Annotated in this window: 17 protein-coding genes; 10 read left to right on the top strand and 7 right to left on the bottom strand. The window is 63.3% G+C overall.

All coding sequences use genetic code 11. The annotated features are described in order from the left end of the window. The first annotated feature begins 12 nt into the window (after window positions 1-12). Window positions 13-885 carry a hypothetical protein gene (locus J0O65_RS06175; RefSeq protein ID WP_215405133.1) on the top strand — a complete coding sequence of 291 codons (873 nt, stop codon included), beginning with the start codon at window positions 13-15 and terminating at the stop codon, window positions 883-885. 31 nt (window positions 886-916) lie between these two features. On the opposite strand, the gene J0O65_RS06170 is transcribed toward J0O65_RS06175, so the two are convergent. Beyond that, window positions 917-1,819, bottom strand: coding sequence for a LysR substrate-binding domain-containing protein (locus tag J0O65_RS06170; protein ID WP_215405131.1), 903 nt, complete (start codon window positions 1,817-1,819; stop codon window positions 917-919). Window positions 1,820-1,927: 108 nt separating this feature from the next. On the opposite strand from J0O65_RS06170, the gene J0O65_RS06165 reads away from it, so the two are divergent. Continuing rightward, complete coding sequence (locus J0O65_RS06165) at window positions 1,928-3,199, top strand: MFS transporter (protein WP_251373533.1); 1,272 nt, start codon at window positions 1,928-1,930, stop codon at window positions 3,197-3,199. A 4-nt stretch (window positions 3,200-3,203) separates the two neighbouring features. Here J0O65_RS06165 and J0O65_RS06160 read toward each other — a convergent pair whose 3' ends face one another. After that, on the bottom strand, window positions 3,204-3,860 hold the full coding sequence (locus J0O65_RS06160) for a hypothetical protein (RefSeq protein ID WP_215405129.1): 657 nt from the start codon (window positions 3,858-3,860) through the stop codon (window positions 3,204-3,206). Window positions 3,861-4,043: 183 nt separating this feature from the next. Between J0O65_RS06160 and J0O65_RS06155 the strand changes: the two genes are divergently transcribed. After that, window positions 4,044-4,370, top strand: coding sequence for a hypothetical protein (locus J0O65_RS06155; protein WP_215405127.1), 327 nt, complete (start codon window positions 4,044-4,046; stop codon window positions 4,368-4,370). Here J0O65_RS06155 and J0O65_RS06150 read toward each other — a convergent pair whose 3' ends face one another. Further along, window positions 4,371-5,216, bottom strand: a complete 846-nt coding sequence (locus J0O65_RS06150) for a LytR/AlgR family response regulator transcription factor (RefSeq protein ID WP_215405125.1) — start codon at window positions 5,214-5,216, stop codon at window positions 4,371-4,373. Beyond that, entirely contained in the window at window positions 5,213-6,328 is a 1,116-nt protein-coding gene (locus J0O65_RS06145; protein WP_215405123.1) for a sensor histidine kinase, read from the bottom strand. The genes J0O65_RS06150 and J0O65_RS06145 overlap by 4 nt, the downstream gene beginning before the upstream one ends. Window positions 6,329-6,513: 185 nt before the next feature. Between J0O65_RS06145 and ugpQ the strand changes: the two genes are divergently transcribed. Beyond that, complete coding sequence (gene ugpQ, locus J0O65_RS06140) at window positions 6,514-7,254, top strand: glycerophosphodiester phosphodiesterase (RefSeq protein ID WP_215405121.1); 741 nt, start codon at window positions 6,514-6,516, stop codon at window positions 7,252-7,254. A 110-nt stretch (window positions 7,255-7,364) separates the two neighbouring features. Here ugpQ and J0O65_RS06135 read toward each other — a convergent pair whose 3' ends face one another. Continuing rightward, window positions 7,365-9,428 (bottom strand): TonB-dependent receptor domain-containing protein, encoded by a 2,064-nt coding sequence (locus J0O65_RS06135; protein ID WP_251373531.1) that lies wholly within the window; start codon window positions 9,426-9,428, stop codon window positions 7,365-7,367. A 155-nt stretch (window positions 9,429-9,583) separates the two neighbouring features. Between J0O65_RS06135 and J0O65_RS06130 the strand changes: the two genes are divergently transcribed. The 6 genes from J0O65_RS06130 to J0O65_RS06105 all read left to right on the top strand — a co-directional run bounded on the left by J0O65_RS06130 (window position 9,584) and on the right by J0O65_RS06105 (window position 17,070). Then, window positions 9,584-10,030: a Fur family transcriptional regulator gene (locus tag J0O65_RS06130; protein WP_215405119.1), complete on the top strand. Its 447-nt coding sequence runs from the start codon at window positions 9,584-9,586 to the stop codon at window positions 10,028-10,030. 119 nt (window positions 10,031-10,149) lie between these two features. Further along, window positions 10,150-12,762, top strand: a complete 2,613-nt coding sequence (gene alaS, locus J0O65_RS06125; protein ID WP_215405118.1) for an alanine--tRNA ligase — start codon at window positions 10,150-10,152, stop codon at window positions 12,760-12,762. Between the two features lie 235 nt (window positions 12,763-12,997). Continuing rightward, window positions 12,998-13,225 carry a sulfurtransferase TusA family protein gene (locus J0O65_RS06120; protein ID WP_010395510.1) on the top strand — a complete coding sequence of 76 codons (228 nt, stop codon included), beginning with the start codon at window positions 12,998-13,000 and terminating at the stop codon, window positions 13,223-13,225. Window positions 13,226-13,467: 242 nt separating this feature from the next. Then, on the top strand, window positions 13,468-14,217 hold the full coding sequence (locus tag J0O65_RS06115) for an electron transfer flavoprotein subunit beta/FixA family protein (RefSeq protein ID WP_076567298.1): 750 nt from the start codon (window positions 13,468-13,470) through the stop codon (window positions 14,215-14,217). Between the two features lie 40 nt (window positions 14,218-14,257). Continuing rightward, window positions 14,258-15,190: an electron transfer flavoprotein subunit alpha/FixB family protein gene (locus J0O65_RS06110; protein ID WP_215405116.1), complete on the top strand. Its 933-nt coding sequence runs from the start codon at window positions 14,258-14,260 to the stop codon at window positions 15,188-15,190. Between the two features lie 89 nt (window positions 15,191-15,279). Then, a complete protein-coding gene (locus tag J0O65_RS06105; RefSeq protein WP_215405114.1) occupies window positions 15,280-17,070 on the top strand; it encodes an acyl-CoA dehydrogenase in 1,791 nt (596 codons plus the stop codon). 173 nt (window positions 17,071-17,243) lie between these two features. Here the strand turns inward: J0O65_RS06105 and J0O65_RS06100 are convergent, their stop codons facing one another. Next, window positions 17,244-17,870: a glycine zipper 2TM domain-containing protein gene (locus J0O65_RS06100; protein WP_215405112.1), complete on the bottom strand. Its 627-nt coding sequence runs from the start codon at window positions 17,868-17,870 to the stop codon at window positions 17,244-17,246. Window positions 17,871-18,005: 135 nt separating this feature from the next. Beyond that, window positions 18,006-18,440 carry an NINE protein gene (locus tag J0O65_RS06095; protein ID WP_215405110.1) on the bottom strand — a complete coding sequence of 145 codons (435 nt, stop codon included), beginning with the start codon at window positions 18,438-18,440 and terminating at the stop codon, window positions 18,006-18,008. Window positions 18,441-18,479: the final 39 nt, after the last annotated feature.

Below are 18,479 nucleotides of genomic sequence, written 5' to 3'. Positions count from 1 at the left end.
AGGGAACGTCTAATGCTGCCAGCAATTGTTGTAGAGAATCTTCCGCGCCTCGTGCGCGCCATCAAACTGTTGCCGGGCGACCCGCGCGAAGACGCGGCGCTGAACCTGGCCGATGAGTTGACGGGCATCACGGCCATGGTGGCCGAGAAGTTCACGAATGAACGCACGGCCGACGGCATCCAGAAAGCGTTGTACCTGACGGTGGGCGGCGTGTCCCTGGGCCTGGAGCAGGCCGTCACGCATGAAGGCGACCAGGCCGCGCTCGATTTCCTCGTCGAGCACGGCGCCGAGCACGCCTTCCAGGTGGGCTTTCGCCTGATCAAGGAATTGTCGCAGCTGCCTGAAGACGCCCTCGTCGGCGAATACGACCAGGACCCCGTCTACCTTGCGCGCCGCCTGCGCGAGCTGTTCATCGATATTTGCCAGGCCGACCCGAACCAGAACTGGGCCGGCTATGAAAAGTATGCGTTGCAGTTGCAGCAGCGCAAGGAAGTGCAAGCCGTCGTGCGCCTGGCCGGCTGGCTGCGCCGCCACCATGACAACGGCCCCGTCAGCGACAGCGACTTGAATGCCGAAGGCGTCATCGCCCTGGCCATCATTTTCGCCATCGAAGGAGGCGGGCGCATCGTGGCGCGCACGGGCCAGAAGGAGTTCGAGCGCTTCGTGCGTTCCGTGCGCAAGAACAAGCCCGACTTCGAGGAAGGCTGGGCCGCCCTGGTGGCCAAGGTGCCCGTGCAGCACCATCCCGTGCTGCTCGACCGCATCGCCTCGTATCGCCGCAGCTGCACCGTCGTGCATAAAATCCTCACGCGGGCCAGCATGAAGAGCCTGTTCGAGGACCTGGAAAACTACGCGGGGTCGGAGCTGGACGCCGACTACTCGTAAGCGTTGTCCACCTGGGCCGGCATATGCCGGCCTATTCTTTTTCTGCCAGCGCCGCTTCCTCGGCCAGTTTCACGAACGCCGCCACCAGCGGCGACGTCTCTTCTTCCCTTTGCGCAAGTAACAGACTGGTGCTCGCCTGCGGGTCGGCGATCGGGCGGTAGCACACGCCATCCATGCGGATGCGGTCGAACGAGGCGGGCAGCACGGAAATGCCGCAGCCGGCCGCCACCAGGCCGATGATGGTCGACGCTTCGCCCGCTTCCTGCGCCACCTGGGGCACGAAGCCGGCCGCCTTGCACAGGCGGAAAATCTGCGGATAAATCCCCGTGCCCGCATCTTTCGGGTACATCACAAAGCCTTCGCCCGCCATGTCGGCAATGGCGATGGCCTCCTTGGCCGCCAGCGCGTGGGCGACGGGCAGCACGAGGAACAGCGGGTCCTGGCGCAATTCGGTGAGGCGGATATCGTCCGGATACGTCGTTTCCGGCGGGCGCACGAAGCCCAGGTCCATCGTCCTGCCCGAGATCGCTTCAAGCTGATGCAGGGTCGCCATTTCATGCAGGGTCAAGGTGACGTGCGGGAATTGCTGGCGGTAGCGGTTGATGACGGTGGCGAAATACGGCGTAAACGGCGTGGAAAAGGTGAAGCCGATGCGCAGTTCGCCCGCTTCGCCCCGCTGCGCCCGGCGCGCCGTGACGGCCGCCTGTTCCGCCAGGGCCAGGATGCGCCGCGCATCGTCGAGGAACAGCGTGCCCGCCTGCGTCAGCCGCACGGAGCGCTTGTTGCGCTCAAACAACTGCGCGCCCAGTTCCGCTTCCAGTGCCTGGATTTGCTGGCTCAGGGGCGGCTGGCCGATGTGCAGGCGCTCGGCCGCGCGCGTGAAGTGCAGCTCTTCGGCGACGGCGACAAAGTAACGCAGGTGGCGCAGTTCCATGTTGGTCCAGTAATCGTTTTAAAATATGAGTTGGGCCTTGAATATATATTGGACGATATGAGTTGGCAATCCTAAGATGAAGACTCGCTTCCTTTCCGAAACACGGCCATGTCTGATTCATCGCTCGCCTTTGCTGCCCATACCGCTACTCCCGCCGCGCCCGTTCCCGTCCCGCGCACGGCCATCGCCAAGGGGTCGCTCGAATTCAAGCGCAGCAATCGCGCCCTGTTCTTCGGCGGCTTTTCCACCTTCAGCCTGCTGTACTGCATCCAGCCCCTGTTTCCGCTGCTGTCGCACCAGTTTCACCTGACGCCCGCGCAAAGCAGCTGGTCGCTTTCCGTGTCGAGCGGCTTGCTGGCCATCTCGCTGGTGCTGCTCAGTGCCGTCTCGGACCGGGTCGGCCGCAAGCCGCTGATGGTGGCGTCGATGTTTTCCGCAGCAATACTCACCATTCTGTCCGCCTTCGCGCAGGATTATGCGCAATTGCTGGCGATTCGCGCCGCGCTGGGCGTGGCCTTGGGCGGCATGCCGGCCGTGGCCATGGCCTACCTGGGCGAGGAAATCGAAGGGCCGTCCCTGGGCCTGTCGATGGGGCTGTATATTGCCGGCAGCGCGTTTGGCGGCATGTCGGGACGGCTGGTGGCGTCCATGCTCAGCGATTTCCTGTCGTGGCGCTGGGCGCTGGGCGTGCTGGGCGTGGCCGGCGTGCTGGCGGCGGCGGAATTCTGGCGCAGCCTGCCTGCGTCAAAGAATTTCGTGCCCAGCACCAAAGGCTGGAATGCCTTGCCGCATGCCGTCAAGCAGCATTTTTCCGACCGGGGCTTGCCCTGGCTGTTCTGCCTGGCCTTCGTGCTGATGGGCTGTTTCGTCAGCCTGTATAACTACATCGGCTACCGCCTGCTGGCCGCGCCCTTCGGCTTGCGCCAGAGCACGGTCGGCTTGCTGGCCTTTTTGTACCTGATCGGTATCTTCAGTTCCGTCTGGGCGGGCCGCCTGGTGGACCGCCTGGGACGCCGGGGCGTGCTGTGGATCATGCTGTCGCTGATGCTGTCCGGCATAGTCTTGACCTTGTTCGACGCGCTGCCGCTGATCGTCATCGGCATGGCGCTGGCCACCTTCGGTTTCTTTGCCTCGCATTCGATCGCCAGCAGCTGGGTCAGCCGCCGCGCCCGCGCGCCGCAGGCGCTCGCTTCGGCCTTTTATCTGCTGTTTTATTACCTGGGATCGAGCCTGATCGGTTCCGCCTCGGGCATGATGTGGGGCTTCGACGGCTGGACGGGCGTGGTCGCCATGCTGGGCCTGTGCCTGGGCGGCGGGGTGCTGATCGCCCTGCGCCTGCGCCACTTGCAGCCGCTGGGTGCGCGCGAAGCCGTCGGCTGAGCGGTTATTTGGGGCAGTTGCCGATCATCGTTTCCCCCTGCTTGCCGGCGCGCGTGGTCACGCACAAGGTGCCCAGCGCGCTGGTGATTTTATAAGTGCGGCTGCCCTTGGCCTCGTTCGCGCCCACTTCCTCGATTCTTGACGCTTCATACCATTTCGGCGGCACGGCTGCGTAGGCTTCGGCAAAGCCTTGCTGCATGCGCTTGAACGCGGTGTCCTCGAGTTTTTGTTCTCCCCGCTGCGGGAATTCCTTGCGTAAATCCCTGTCGATCTTGCCCACGTCGCGCTTGGCTTGCGCCAGGATGTCGGCCGCGCTGGGCGGTGAGCTTGCCGTGATCGCTTGCGGCGTTGCTGACGCTGGCGCGGGTATCTGCTCGACGGCGGGCGGCGGCAAGGTCCGGCTGGCGGGCGCCGAAACTGGTATTGGCAGGCGCGGCGGGCGCGCTGCGGCTGCTTTTGCGCTGGGCAACGGAACGGGTACCGGCCTGGTCGCCGCCGGGAGCGTGTGGCGCAGCCAGGTAATGGATGGACCTTGCGGCAGATTCTCGTCCGTGTGGGCGCGGGGCCGCGATTGCAGGACAAGATACGCGAAACCCACGTGCAGCAGGACGATCAGCAGCAGGCCGGGAGCGCGGCGGGGCAGGGGTGGCAACGAGGTCATGGGTGGCAAGGCGGTTCAGGTACGCCAATGTATCTGAAGGATTTGATAATTATCTAAAATGTCACAAGCGCTTACAAAAAAGTGCCACATGGAAATTGCGACGCCATGGCCGCTGGTGCGGAACCCTGCGCCGTCTTGACGATCCAATTCCAGATACATGGGAAGACACAGGGAGGACACATCATGATGCAAGTGAAGGAAGTGGCACGGCGCTTTGGCGCCATTGAACACGCGATCGGGCACGCTGCCCAGTTGTGTGGCAAGCAGCAGGGCATGCCCGTGGACCTGCAGGACTGCATCCAGCAGCTGGACCAGCAAAAGGGCGCCGTGCGGCAAGCCATCGACACGCAAGACGATGCGCGCATCCGGCAAACCGTCGATCAGATGGAGTCCTTGGGCGACCGCGCCAAGCGGGCGTGCGGCACGGCGTCCAGCGTGACGCCGGAAATGAAGAGCGCGGTGCTTAAGGTCCACGATGAGTTATCGGACCTGAAGCACCAGCTGCATTAGCTACATCTGGCGGAACAGATGCGCATATAAAGGGCTGACGCGCAGTTGCGCCGGGTGCTGGCGCAGGGTCAGCGACAGCTTGCCGGCGTCGTCGCGCACGGCCGTGGCGATGGCGCTGGCGTTGACGATGGTGCCACGGTGGATTTGCCAGAATTGTTGCGGGTCCAGCTGGGGCAACAACTCCTTCAGGCTCGTGCGTATCAGCGCTTCGCTATCCCGGCAGACGACGTTGATATATTTGTCCAGCGCCTCGAAATACACGACGTCGGCCAGGGCGATCATGCGCACGCTGTTGCCCACGGCCGCCCGTATCATGTGCAGTCGCGGCGCGGACGGCAGCATGGCCTGCAGCTGGCTCAACAGGCGGGCCATGTTGGCGTCGCCGACGGGTCCGGCTGACGGCGTTGCTGGCGGCGCTGTCGCGGTTGTTGCTGTAGCGGTGCCGCTGCTGCCGTCGCGCAAGCGCTGCCGCAGGCGTTCCACCGTCTTGCCCAGGCGCGCATCGTTGACGGGTTTTAACACGTAATCGGCTGCCGCATGCTCGAAGGCGGCCAGCGCGTATTCGTCGTAGGCGGTGACAAACACGATGTGCGGGAAAGGCAAGCCATCCGGCCACTGTTCCGCCAGCTCCTCGGCCGCTTCCAGGCCCGTCTTGCCTGGCATCTTGATGTCGAGAAACAGAATGTCGGGCCGCAGCGCCAGGCCTTGCTGCAAGGCCTCCACGCCATTGGGACACGTGGCAACGATGTCGAGTTCCGGCCACAGCCGCTGCAAGGCGTGCGCGAGGGCGGCGGCGAGTATCGGTTCGTCTTCGGCGATCAGGGCGCGTGGGCTAGGGTTGGTCATGGCGTGGGGCTCGTGGTGGTGGGGGGAAGGGGAAGTGTCAGGCAGGCGGTGGCGCCCGCCCGATGGTTGGCGGTCAGCGACAGGCTGGCGGCATCGCCATGCATGCCGCGCAGGCGTTCGCGGATATTCGCCACGCCCAGCTGCGTGCCCTTGGTCTGGCCCGGATGGTCGAGGCCCAGGCCATCGTCGCTGACGGTGAGCAGCAGCACGCCAGCGTCCGTGGATGCCTGCACGTGGATGTGTCCGCCTTCGATCTTCGGTTCCAGGCCGTGCTGGATGGCATTTTCCACCAGCGGCTGCAGCAGCATGGGCGGCACCTTGAGCTGGCGCAAGGCCTCGGGCAAGTCCAGCGTAAAGCGCAGGCGCGCGCCCATGCGGATGGACATCAGGCCCAGGTAAGCTTGCATCAGGGCAAATTCCTGCTCCAGGGTGGTGGATCCGGCGCGCGACGAACTCAGGGTGGCGCGCAGGTACTGGATCAGCTGGTCGAGCAGCAACTGGGCGCGCTCCGGGTCAAAGCTGATCAGGCCCTGCAGGTTGGCCAGGGTGTTGAACAGCATGTGCGGTTCAATCTGCGCCTGCAGCAGCTGCAGCTGGGCCTGCATGGCCTGGCGCGCCACGGACTCGGCGCGGGCCTTTTCCTGGGCCGCCGTCATTTGCAAGCGGGCGATCTTTTCGCGGCTGGAGAAAAACAGCACGGCGCCGCCCGTGGCCAGCAGGGTGAACACGAGCGTGCCCATCATCTGCGTGGGCAGCAGGTTTTCGAAGCCGCCCACGTCCACGCCAGTCAGCCAGCCGAACAGGGCCACGCCCAGCATTTGCGCCACGGGCACGGAAAGCAGGATGATGAGCATGAAGGGCAGGAATTTCGGCCGCTGGCCTTCGCCCCACAGGGTCAGGCGCATGCCGTCGATCAGCAGGAAGGCGATCGTGCCGATGCACATCGAGGCGACCAGGTTTTGTCCGAAATGGCTGCCCGGATTGAGGATGAAGGTAATGACCAGCGCGCAGATCACGTTCAGCGCCAGCGCATAACGCGCGTCCGGCAGCATGCGGTAGTAGGGCGAGCGGCGCTTGGCGGGGGCGTCGGCTAAGGGGGTGTCGGAGTTCATGGATATGTCTGCTGGTAGCGATGGGGCATTGTGTGCCAGCGCCGGTCAGGGCGCAACAGGACTGCGACGAAACGGGCCTGGCGCGCCGCCATTCGCCGCGGTGGGTCGCCAAACGGGACCGCTTTACTTTTCAGGACGGGCGCGCAATAGTATGGCAAGACAGTCTTTGCTATGAAGGAAATCCCATGTGGCCCTATCCACGCACCCTGGCGCACCGCGGCGGCGGCACCCTGGCGCCTGAAAACACCCTGGCCGCCCTGCGCTGCGGCCTGGCCTACGGCTACCGCGCCGTGGAATTCGACGTCATGCTGGCGTCCGACGGCGTGCCCGTCGTCGTGCACGACCCCGAGCTGGGCCGTACCGTGGCCGGCAGCGGCCATGTCAACGATTACACGGCCGCGCAATTGGGGGCGATGGAGGCGGGCGCCTGGTTCGGCCCCGCTTTCGCGGGCGAGGGCGTACCCACTTTCGAGGCCGTGGTGGCGTATTGCAAGGCGCAGCGCATCTGGATGAATATCGAAATCAAGCCGGCGCCCGGCTTCGAGGTGCAGACGGGCACGCTGGTGGCGCGCGCCACGCGCGATTACTTTGCGCAGGAAATCGCCGCCGGCGAATTGTTGCCGCTGCTGTCGTCGTTCAGCATCGCCGCCCTGCAGGCGGCACGCCAGGCGGCGCCGGAACTGGCGCGCGGCTGGCTGGTCGAACAGATACCGGATGGCTGGGCGCGCACGGCGAAGGAACTGGGCGTGGTGGCGCTCCATTGCAACCACCAGCGGTTGACGCGCGCGCTGGCGCAGGAAGTCAAAGGGGAGGGATTGGGGCTGTTTTGCTATACCGTCAACAGCCCGGAACGGGCCAGCGAACTGCTGGCCTGGGGTGTGGACGGGTTTTGTACGGACAGGATCGATCTGATTAAACCGGGCTGACCTTACCCAATGCAAAATCCGGGGTCAGTCCCTTCGGGAGTGGAATTTTCCCCATTGGAAAAAATTCCCCCGGTCGGGTCTGACCCCAGCAGTTGCCGTCTAGTCAAACATTAAAAGGTCACGCGCATTCCCATAGTCAAGTTGCGCCCCGTCAACGGCGCCGCGTTCTTGATGAACGAGGTGTGGCTGTACGCCAGCTCATTCGTCAGATTGTTTGCCTTGATGTAGAACTGGGCTGGCGTCGTGCCGATGCGCGTGTCGTAGTTGGCGGACAGGTTCAGCATGTTGTAGCCTGGCGTGGCCGTTTCGAACGCGGCGACCTTGTCCTGCTTGCCCACGCGGTAGAACTCGGCCACGCCGCTCCATGCCTGCCAGTTGGCGTCGAATTTCACGCCAAAACGCTGGGCCGGGATGCGCGGCAAATTATTGTTGCCATCCGCGCCGCCATCGGCCAGCTTGGCCCGCACGTAGTCGCCGAAGACGCTGGCGCCGAACATGGGGTTCAATTGCTGGCGGATCTGCCCTTCCACGCCCGTAAAGGTGGCGTCGCGCTGGGCGTACTGGATCAGCTGGAAGCCTTCGTGGCTGTCCAGCGTGGCGCCGAAGATGTAATTGTCCACCTTGTTGCGGTAGGCGCTGGCCGAGAAGGTCGTGGCGCCCGCATATTTGCGCAGGGTCAAATCGATATTGTTCGACGTTTCCTTGCCCAGGTTTTGATTGCCCAGTTCATACGTGGCCGTGGCCATGTGCACGCCGTGCGCATACAGTTCCTCGGCGCTGGGCAGGCGGTGCGTGCGCGAGATGGTCGAGCCCAGCGAATACTGGGGCGCGAATTTCCACACGGCGCCCAGAGACACGGACGTGCCCTTGGCGCTGCGGTCTTGCAGGGTGGCGCTGTCGATCTTGATGTCTTGCCATTCGTGGCGCAAGCCCGCTTCGAAGCGCCATTGGTCGAGCTTGTATTCCTCGACCAGGAAGGCCGCGTGTTTCTTCGTTACTGTCGGCGCCACGTAGGCTTCCTCGCCCAGGGCGGAGAAATCGCGCTTCGACGTTTGCAGGCCGACCACGCCGCGCCAGCCGAAGACGGGATGGTGTTCCATTTCCAGGCGTGCGTCGTGGCCCTTGTTCTTGAAGGTGGTGGCGATTTCCGTGCCTTCGATTTCATCGTGCTTGTAATCGGTGAATGCGGCGCGCAGGCGCAGCTTGGCGAAGCCGGGCACGGGATCGCGCAATTCGCCGCGCACGTCCCAGCGCTCGCTCTTGAGCTTCACGTAGGGAACGGCGCCATCTTCGTGGTCGTGCTCTTCCTCGTCGCCATGGCCGTGGCCTTCGTGGCCGCCGCAATGCAGGTGCGTGCCGTGCGGGTGGCAGCTTTCGAATTCGTGGTTGTGGCCGGGCAAGCCGTATTCCGCATGCTGGCTGGTGAAGGCCAGGCCCAGGAAGCCGCGCTGTCCCACCCATGACACGCCCACGCTGCCCGTGTCCGTCTTGTTGTAGCTGCCGGCGACGGTCGAGCCACCTTCCCAGCCGCTGCCGACCTTGTATTCTTTTGCGTCGCGCTTGACGCCTTCCGCGTGGAAGGCGATGTTGCCGGAGCCGCCCGTCACTTCAAAGGCGCCCGCCTTGTCGCGCGCGGCCGAGTTGGCGCGCACTTCCGCACTGCCTTCAAAACCCTTGGCCGGCACGCGCGTGGGGATTTTCTTGTCGATCACGTTGACGACGCCACCGACGGCGCCGCCGCCGTAGGCCAGCGCGGACGGGCCGCGCAAGACTTCAATCTGTTCCGACAGCATCGGTTCGGCCGCCACCGCGTGGTCGGGGCTGATGGTCGACGCATCCTGCACTTCGGCGCCATCGGACAGCACCTTGACGCGGGGGCCATCCATGCCGCGGATGATGGGACGGCTGGCGCCGGCGCCGAAATGGCTGGACGTGATGCCGGGCTGGCCGGCCAGGGTTTCACCCAGGGTCGCCTCGCGGGCGCGCACCAGCTCCTCGCCTTCCAGCACGGTGACTGGCGTGCTCATGTCGTCGCTGCCCAGGGCCAGGGCGCTGGCCGAGACGGTCACGGCAGGCAAGGTGGTCGCGTGCTGCGCCAGCGCGCTGGCAGGGGCGGCAAAGGCCAGCATGATGGCCAGCGCGAGGGGAGTGGGTTGGTGAGGACGGACGGACATGGGCAAATTTCCTTATCGGCTAGCGGTGTTGGCAGGGTTGGGGCGGCGCGTGACAGCTAATGCCTGCCATAAAATGATAATGATAACCCATTATCATTACTGTGTGACAGTTTTTCCGGACGGTGCATATAGGCGGATGGTGTATTCTGTCGGCTATGGAACGCACAACACGTCAAAAAACCGCCATTCAAGCCGCCATCGAGTCGGCCCAGCGCCCCTTGTCGGCGCAGGAAATCCTCGAACAGGCCAGCTTGCAGGTAACGCAGCTGGGCATCGCCACCGTTTACCGCAACTTGAAGTCGCTGGTGCTGGAAGAAAAGGTGCACGTGGTGACCTTGCCGGGTGAAAACCCGCGCTATGAGTCGAACACGGCCGCCAATCACCACCACCACCATTTCCAGTGCACCACGTGCCAGCGCGTGTTCGACGTGCATGATTGCCCGGGCGACTTGAAGCGCATGGCGCCGCAAGGCTTTGTCGTCGAGCGCCACGAACTGACCCTGTACGGCCGCTGCGCCGATTGCAATGCGGCCGCCGGCGCCAGTGCCGCCTGCGCCGCGGCCACCCCGCACGCCTGCGCCAGCGGCCACGACCCGGCCTGAGCTGGCCGGCTGTCGATGTTGGCACGGGCGCAACAATGCCCTGGCCCCCCGTCATTGCCGCACCCCATATCACGTATAATCTTTCCTTTAAAGCTGCCGCCACTCTTTGCCAAAAAAACATGAAATCAACTGAAATCCGCGACAAGTTCCTCAAATTCTTCGAGTCCAAGGGCCATTCCATCGTCCGTTCCAGCTCCCTGGTGCCAGGCAACGATCCGACCTTGCTGTTGACGAACAGCGGCATGGTGCAATTCAAGGACGTGTTTACGGGCACGGACAGCCGTCCGTACACGCGCGCCACCTCGGTGCAGCGCTGCGTGCGCGCCGGCGGCAAGCACAACGACCTGGAAAACGTCGGCTACACGGCGCGCCACCATACCTTCTTTGAAATGCTGGGCAACTTCAGCTTCGGCGACTATTTCAAACGCGACGCGATTCAATACGCGTGGGAATTGCTGACCAAGGTGTATGGCTTGCCGGCCGATAAGCTGACCGTCACCGTGTACATCGAAGATGACGAAGCGTACGACATCTGGGCGAAAGAAATCGGCGTGCCTGTCGAGCGCATCATCCGCATCGGCGACAACAAGGGCTCGCGCTACGCGTCCGACAATTTCTGGCAGATGGCGGACACGGGCCCATGCGGTCCGTGCACGGAAATCTTCTACGACCACGGCGCCGACATTCCTGGCGGCCCGCCGGGCTCGCCTGACGAAGACGGCGACCGTTTCATTGAAATCTGGAACCTGGTGTTCATGCAGTTCAACCGCGACGAAGCGGGTGTCATGCACAAGCTGCCCAAGCCGTGCGTCGACACGGGCATGGGCATGGAGCGCCTGGCCGCCGTGCTGCAGCACGTGCATTCGAACTATGAAATCGACCTGTTCCAGCACCTGATCAAGGCCGCCGCGCGCGAAACGGGCGCCACGGACCTGGAAAACAAGTCGCTGCGCGTGATCGCCGACCACATCCGCGCCGCCGCCTTCATGATCGTCGACGGCATCATTCCTGGCAGCGAAGGCCGCGCCTATGTGTTGCGCCGCATCATCCGCCGCGCCTTGCGCCATGGCCACAAGCTGGGCCAGACGAAACCGTTCTTCTACAAGCTGGTGGCCGACTTGGCTATCGAGATGGGCGGCGCCTATCCGGAGCTGGAAGAAGCCAAGGACAACGTCGCCAACATGCTGAAAGCCGAGGAAGAGCGTTTCGGTGAAACCCTGGAAACGGGCATGAAAGTGCTGGAAGCGCAGCTGGCCAAAGATGCCACGGGCATTGACGGCGCCACCGCCTTCACCCTGTACGAAACCTACGGCTTCCCGCCCGACCTGACGGCCGATATCTGCCGCGAACGCGACATCACGTTCGACCAGGCCGGCTACGACGCGGCCTTGAAGGAAAGCCAGGAACTGTCGCGCAAGGGCGGCAAGACGCACAAGGACAGCAAGGTCGAGTACACGGGCGAGAAAAACACCTTCGTCGGCTACGATCAATTGACGTTCAGCAGCAAGGTCGTCGCGCTGTACGCGGCCGGCACGCAGGTAGCTGAACTGAAAGCCGGTGAAACGGGCATCGTCGTGCTCGACACCACGCCGTTCTACGCGGAATCGGGCGGCCAGGTGGGCGACCAGGGCGTGATCGCCTCGGGCGCTGGCAGCTTTGCCGTCAGCGATACCCTGAAAATCCAGGCCGATGTGTTTGGCCACCATGGCGTGCTGGAGTCGGGCGTGTTGAAGGTGGGCGACGCCGTCTCGGCCGAAGTCGACACGGCCAAGCGCGCGCGCACCATCCGCAACCACTCGGCTACGCACTTGATGCACAAGGCCTTGCGCGAAGTGCTGGGCAGCCACGTGGCGCAAAAGGGTTCGCTGGTCGATCCCGATAAAACCCGTTTCGACTTCAGCCACAATGCGCCGATGACGGCGGAACAGATCGCCGCGGTGGAAACCATCGTCAACAAGGAAATCCTGGAAAATCGCGCCACGCAAGCCCATTTGATGTCGTTTGACGATGCCGTCAAGCATGGCGCGATGGCCCTGTTCGGCGAGAAATACGGCGACGAAGTGCGCGTGCTCGATATCGGCAGCTCGAAAGAGCTGTGCGGCGGCGTCCACGTGCAGCGCACGGGCGACATCGGCCTGTTCAAGATCATCGCCGAAAGCGGCGTGGCCGCCGGCATCCGCCGCGTGGAAGCGGTGACGGGCGAGGGCGCGCTGGCGCTGGTGCAAAGCATCAACCGCCGCCTGGTCGACGCGGCCAACGCGCTGAAGGCGCAGCCGGAAGAGCTGACCGCCCGTATCGTCCAGGTGCAGGACCACGTCAAGGCGCTGGAGAAGGAACTGGCCGCGCTGAAATCGAAACTGGCCTCGGGCCAGGGCGATGAACTGGTCACGCAAGCCGTCGATGTGAACGGCATCAAGGTGCTGGCGGCCGTGCTGGACGGCGCCGACGTGGCCCGTTTGCGCGAAACCATGGACAAGCTGAAGGACAAGCTGAAGACGGCCGCCATCGTGCTGGCCAGCGTGGCTGACGGCAAGGTCAGCCTGATCGCCGGCGTGACGGCGGACGCGACTGGCAAGGTCAAGGCGGGCGAGCTGGTGAACTTCGTTGCACAGCAAGTGGGCGGAAAAGGCGGCGGACGCCCCGATATGGCGCAAGCCGGCGGCACCGATCCGAGTGGTCTGGCGAACGCCCTGGCTGGCGTGCCGGCCTGGGTCGGCGAACGCGCGAAATAAGGCGTAAGCTAGCAGGCATGCGGGGTTTTCGCCCCACAGGCCCTTGAAAACGGCCCGCAGACGGTGTTTGCGGGCCGTTTTGCTGTGTGGAATCTCGTTGTGACACCACAACAGCCGATGAACTATTTTGGTGCAGCGCGTCAATGCCCCTGATTTAGAGTAGTATGTCGAAAATCAGTACAACAAAAATGGTGGGATATTGATGATGAGCGACACACTACTTGATACCGAGATTATGGAATTTCACAAAGAACTCGACGCGCGGGGCTTGAATTGCCCGTTGCCGATTCTGAAGGCGAAAAAGGCTTTGTCAGAGCTGCAAAGCGGCGAAGTGCTGCGCATCATGGCAACCGATCCCGGTTCCGTGCGCGACTTCCAGGCTTTCGCCAAGCAAACGGGCAATGCCCTGCTGTCGCACGTGCAGACGGGCACCGAATTCGTCTTCCTGATGCAACGCAAGTAATTCTGCCAGCCGGGGCCGCCGTGGCGCGGCCTGGTTTTCCTTTCACGCTGGCTCTTTTGCTGCCCTGCAGCGTAGCGGCGGACTCCCCTGAAATCCTCAAAGCTGGACAGTTTAGATGGATTGCTCTAACAAAAAATCGCACGATCGTGCTTAAATTCGGTTCAGGATTCAAATTTCTCTTATAATCGAACGCACAATCAGCACTTGATCCGTCATTTTTATAATTTCCCAAAGGCATAGCTATGAAAGTCTTGGTACCCGTCAAACGCGTGGTCGACTATAACGTCAAAGTCCGCGTCAAGAGTGACGGCACTGGCGTCGATACCGCCAACGTCAAAATGTCGATGAACCCTTTCGATGAGATCGCGCTGGAAGAAGCGATGCGCCTGAAAGAAGCCGGCAAGGTCACCGAAGTGGTCGCCATCTCCTGCGGCGTGACGCAGTGCCAGGAAACCCTGCGCACGGCCATGGCCATTGGCGCCGACCGCGGCATCCTGGTGGAAACGACGACCGAACTGGAACCGCTGGCCGTGGCCAAGCTGGTGAAGTCCCTGGCCGAGAAAGAGCAGCCACAACTGATCATCCTGGGCAAGCAAGCGATCGATGACGACAGCAACCAGACCGGCCAGATGCTGGCAGCCCTGCTGGGTTGGCCGCAAGCCACGTTCGCCTCGAAAGTCGTGCTGGAAGACGGCAAAGTCACCGTCACCCGCGAAGTCGATGGCGGCCTGGAAACCCTGGCGTTGACCTTGCCAGCGATTATCACCACCGACCTGCGCCTGAACGAGCCGCGCTACGTGACCTTGCCGAACATCATGAAGGCGAAGAAGAAGCCGCTGGAAACCGTCAAGCCGGAAGACCTGGGCGTCGACGTTGCGCCACGCCTGAAAACCCTGAAAGTCGTCGAGCCAGCCAAGCGCTCGGCCGGCATCAAGGTAGCAGACGTGGCCACCCTGGTCGCCAAGCTGCGTACCGAAGCCAAAGTCATCTAAGCGGCTTTGCCGTCACTCCAGAACAATTACAGGACATATCATGGTCGCATTAGTTATTGCTGAACACGACAACGCTACCTTAAAGGGCAGCACCCACCATACCGTGACCGCGGCCGCCCAGTGCGGCGGCGACGTGCACGTGCTCGTCGCAGGTTCGAACGCATCGGCTGCCGCCGCTGCCGCCGCGCAAATCGCCGGCGTGACGAAAGTCATCGTGGCCGACGCGCCATATTTTGCCGACGGCCTGGCCGAAAACGTGGCCGAGCAAGTGCTGGCCATCGCCGGCAACTACAGCCACATCCTGGCGCCAGCCACCGCCTACGGCAAGAACATCCTGCCGCGCGTGGCCGCCAAGCTGGACGTGGCGCAAATCTCGGAAATCACCAAGGTCGACTCGCCCGACACCTTCGAGCGCCCGATCTACGCCGGTAACGCCATTGCCACCGTGCAATCTGGCGACAAGGTCAAGGTCATCACCGTGCGCACCACCGGTTTCGACGCCGCTGCCGCCACCGGCGGTGCGGCTGCCACGGAAACCGTCGCCGCCGTTGCCGACGCGGGCAAGTCGGCCTTCGTGGGCCGCGAACTGGCCAAGTCCGACCGTCCTGAACTGACCGCCGCGAAAATCATCGTGTCGGGCGGTCGCGGCATGGGTTCGGCCGAGAACTTCCACATCCTCGAGCCGCTGGCCGACAAGCTGGGCGCCGCCATGGGTGCTTCGCGCGCCGCCGTCGACGCCGGCTTCGTGCCGAACGACTGGCAAGTGGGTCAGACGGGCAAGATCGTCGCGCCATCGTTGTACATCGCCGTCGGTATCTCGGGCGCGATCCAGCATCTGGCCGGCATGAAAGACTCGAAGACCATCGTCGCCATCAACAAGGATCCGGAAGCGCCGATCTTTGCCGTGGCCGACTACGGCATCGTGGGCGATCTGTTCGAGATCGTGCCGCAACTGGTCAAAGAACTGGGCTAATTTAAACCCATCAGGTTTTGTATATCACGAAGCCACGCCGGCCCGCCCCACACGGCGAGCCGCGCGTGGCTTTTTTCTTGGAGAAATAGATGAGCTATCAAGCCCCGCTGAAAGACATGTTGTTCGTCATGAACGAATTGGCCGGCCTGGCCGAAATCCACACCTTGCCCGGCTGCGAAGACGCCACGCCCGACACGGCCGAAGCCGTGCTGGAAGAGAATGCCAAGTTCTGCGGCGGCGTGGTGGCCCCATTGAACGGCCCCAGCGACAAGGAGCCGAGCTTCTGGCACGACGGGCAGGTCACGACGTCAACAGGCTTCAAGGACGCGTTCAAGGCCTACGGCGAAGCGGGCTGGCAGGGCGTGCAGCATCCGACCGAATTCGGCGGCCAGGGCTTGCCCAAGCTGCTGGCCACGCCGTGCATCGAAATGCTCAACTCGGCCAGCATCTCGTTCGCCCTGGTCGCCCTGCTGTCGGACGGCGCCATCGAGGCGCTCTTGACGGCTGGCAGCGATGAACAGAAGGCCACGTATCTGGAAAACCTGGTGTCGGGCAAGTGGACGGGCACCATGAACCTGACGGAGCCGCAGGCCGGTTCCGACCTGGCCGCCGTGCGCACGCGCGCCGTGCCGCAGGATGACGGCACCTATAAAGTCTTCGGCACGAAGATTTTCATCACGTACGGCGAGCACGACATGGCGGAAAACATCGTCCACCTGGTGCTGGCCCGTACGCCGGACGCGCCCGCCGGCGTGAAAGGCATCTCGCTGTTCATCGTGCCGAAATTCCTCGTCAACGCGGACGGCAGCCTGGGCGCACGCAACGACGCGCACTGTGTTTCCATCGAGCATAAGCTGGGCATCAAGGCCAGCCCGACGGCCGTATTGCAGTTCGGCGACCACGGCGGCGCCATCGGCACCCTGGTGGGCGAGGAAAACCGCGGTCTCGAATACATGTTCATCATGATGAACGCGGCCCGCTTCGGCGTGGGCTTGCAAGGCATCGGCCTGGCCGAGCGCGCCTACCAGCAGGCCGTGGCGTTCGCCAAGGACCGCGTGCAGTCGCGCGACCTGGCCGGTTCGCCTGGTCCCGTTTCCATCATCCACCACCCGGACGTGCGCCGCATGCTCATGTCGATGCGCGCGCAGACGGAGGCGGCGCGCGCGCTGGCCTACGTGGGCGCGGCCATCAGCGACGTGGCGCACCACCATCCTGATGCCGGGGTGCGCGCGGAAAGCCTGGCCACCTATGAATACCTGGTGCCCGTGATCAAGGGTTGGGCCACGGAAATGTCGCAGGACGTCACGCGCGACGGCGTGCAAGTGCATGGCGGCATGGGTTTCATCGAAGAGACGGGCGCCGCCCAGCATTACCGCGACGCCAAGATCCTCACCATTTACGAAGGCACGACGGCCATCCAGGCGAACGACCTCGTGGGCCGCAAGACGGTGCGCGACGGCGGCGCCGTGGCGAAAGCCATCATCGCCCAGGTGCGCGCCACGGAAGCCCAGCTGGGCGAACTGTCCGGCGCCGACTTCCAGGCCATGCAGCGCCACCTGGCCGAAGGCAGCGCCGCGCTGGAGGCGGTGGTGGAATACGTGGTGCAGAACATGAAGACGGACATCAAGGCCGTCTTCGCGGGCAGCGTGCCGTATTTGAAGCTGGCCGGCATCGTGCTGGGCGGCTGGCAAATGGCGCGCGCGGCCGTGGCGGCGCAGCAAAGGCTGGGAGAGGGCAGCGGCGACGCGGCGTTCTACAAGGCGAAGATCGCCACGGCGCGCTTCTTTGCCGACCACATCCTGTCGCAAGCACCGGGCTTGCGCGCCACCATCATCGACGGCAGCGCCGGCGTGATGGCCTTGTCGGAAGAGCAGTTTTAAGTTGAAACTTGGCCGGCGCAAGCTGGCTGAATGCAAAAAAGCGCTGGAGATCACTCTCCAGCGCTTTTTTTAACCCCAAAGACAAATGCCGGGGTCAGTCTCTTCGAGATCGGTATCAGTTCCATTGGAACTGATACCCCCGTCGGGTCTGACCCCAGATTTACTCTGCGTTCTTAACGTCGGGCAATGCCGTTGCCGGAATTGCGTACCAAGTCGCCAGCTGCCAGGCCAGGGTCCTGGTCAAACGCGAAGTCGGCCTTGGCGCCCGTTTCGTATTGCACGGTGACGGTCCACACCTTGCTGTTTTTCATGTGGCCTTCCACTTGCTTGCCTGCATACGCGCCGCCAGCGGCGGCGGCCAGGGTGGCCAGGTCCTTGCCGCGTCCGCCGCCCACCTGGCGGCCCAGCAGGGCGCCTGCCACGCCGCCGCCGATCATGCCCAGGGCGCCGCCTTCGCCCGCTTTTTCAGTGACGTTGACTGCCAGCACCTTGCCGCACTCGGCGCAGATCTGCTGCTGGGCGGGCTTGCTGTTCTGGCCGGCGTACGCGTTGCCGGCCTTTTGTGCGGCCTTGGCGTTGATGATGGCCTGGTCGTATTCGCTCTTGGCGTCGCGCAGGCATTGCATGCGGGCCTTCGAATTAGTTTCTTCTGCGCACAATTTCTTGTCGTCCGCATAGCGTGTGCTGGCCTGCTTCGTGTCGTAGGCGTATTGCGCCTTCGGCGACAGGTTTTGCGCGAAGGCGGATGTGCTGAACAGGGCCGTGATGGCGACTGCGAGGATGAGTGGGCGACGAATCATGATCTTCTCCTAGGGGTGTGGAATATGCCAGTAATGTCGGCATTGTGAATGCAGTATAGAGGAAAATCATGATTGCTTACCAACACTTACATGTGCGTGCGCGACGCGTGCGGCGATGTCATTTCCGCATGGAAATTAACCGTAGGCGCCGCCTGTATATAGCAAGTCGAACAGGCGCGCCATGGTGGCGATCAGCACGCCTGCGCCTAGCATCAAGGTAGCGACCAGTACCACGGCCAGGGGCCAGCCCGTGTCCGACAGGCGGCTTGATACGGCATTGTAGCGGGCGTCCCACTTGTCGTCCGGCATCAGGCCCAGCACCAGCGCTTCCAGGAAGCCGGCCAGGGCGGACAGGGTCAGCGGCAATAGCTGGTAAAACCAGTCCGCCTCGGGAAACAGCTGGCGCAGCAGCATGCTGGCGGGCAGGGCGGCCAGGTGTAGCCAGCCCCAGCGGTCCTTGGCGCCGTGCAGGTAGAAGCGGTGCGCGCCCAGCATGCCCAGCAGGAAGGCCAGCAAGGTGGTGAAAGCCTTGTTCTTGTGCGATTGTTGCAAAATGGTAGTGGTGCTCATGGGACTCCAGAGTTGCTCATCGATAAAGATTGCCAGTAT

This window comes from Janthinobacterium sp. JC611, from assembly GCF_018682595.1.
Taxonomy (GTDB): domain Bacteria; phylum Pseudomonadota; class Gammaproteobacteria; order Burkholderiales; family Burkholderiaceae_D; genus Janthinobacterium.
This window is presented reverse-complemented; position numbering and strand designations above follow the sequence as displayed.

Excerpts from the sequence above, each read along its gene's own strand:
- J0O65_RS06175 (WP_215405133.1), top strand. The coding sequence starts at position 13 with ATGCTGCCAGCAATTGTTGTAGAGAATCTTCCGCGCCTCGTGCGCGCC.
- J0O65_RS06170 (WP_215405131.1), bottom strand. The coding sequence starts at position 1,819 with ATGGAACTGCGCCACCTGCGTTACTTTGTCGCCGTCGCCGAAGAGCTG.
- J0O65_RS06165 (WP_251373533.1), top strand. The coding sequence starts at position 1,928 with ATGTCTGATTCATCGCTCGCCTTTGCTGCCCATACCGCTACTCCCGCC.
- J0O65_RS06160 (WP_215405129.1), bottom strand. The coding sequence starts at position 3,860 with ATGACCTCGTTGCCACCCCTGCCCCGCCGCGCTCCCGGCCTGCTGCTG.
- J0O65_RS06155 (WP_215405127.1), top strand. The coding sequence starts at position 4,044 with ATGATGCAAGTGAAGGAAGTGGCACGGCGCTTTGGCGCCATTGAACAC.
- J0O65_RS06150 (WP_215405125.1), bottom strand. The coding sequence starts at position 5,216 with ATGACCAACCCTAGCCCACGCGCCCTGATCGCCGAAGACGAACCGATA.
- J0O65_RS06145 (WP_215405123.1), bottom strand. The coding sequence starts at position 6,328 with ATGAACTCCGACACCCCCTTAGCCGACGCCCCCGCCAAGCGCCGCTCG.
- ugpQ (WP_215405121.1), top strand. The coding sequence starts at position 6,514 with ATGTGGCCCTATCCACGCACCCTGGCGCACCGCGGCGGCGGCACCCTG.
- J0O65_RS06135 (WP_251373531.1), bottom strand. The coding sequence starts at position 9,428 with ATGTCCGTCCGTCCTCACCAACCCACTCCCCTCGCGCTGGCCATCATG.
- J0O65_RS06130 (WP_215405119.1), top strand. The coding sequence starts at position 9,584 with ATGGAACGCACAACACGTCAAAAAACCGCCATTCAAGCCGCCATCGAG.
- alaS (WP_215405118.1), top strand. The coding sequence starts at position 10,150 with ATGAAATCAACTGAAATCCGCGACAAGTTCCTCAAATTCTTCGAGTCC.
- J0O65_RS06120 (WP_010395510.1), top strand. The coding sequence starts at position 12,998 with ATGGAATTTCACAAAGAACTCGACGCGCGGGGCTTGAATTGCCCGTTG.
- J0O65_RS06115 (WP_076567298.1), top strand. The coding sequence starts at position 13,468 with ATGAAAGTCTTGGTACCCGTCAAACGCGTGGTCGACTATAACGTCAAA.
- J0O65_RS06110 (WP_215405116.1), top strand. The coding sequence starts at position 14,258 with ATGGTCGCATTAGTTATTGCTGAACACGACAACGCTACCTTAAAGGGC.
- J0O65_RS06105 (WP_215405114.1), top strand. The coding sequence starts at position 15,280 with ATGAGCTATCAAGCCCCGCTGAAAGACATGTTGTTCGTCATGAACGAA.
- J0O65_RS06100 (WP_215405112.1), bottom strand. The coding sequence starts at position 17,870 with ATGATTCGTCGCCCACTCATCCTCGCAGTCGCCATCACGGCCCTGTTC.
- J0O65_RS06095 (WP_215405110.1), bottom strand. The coding sequence starts at position 18,440 with ATGAGCACCACTACCATTTTGCAACAATCGCACAAGAACAAGGCTTTC.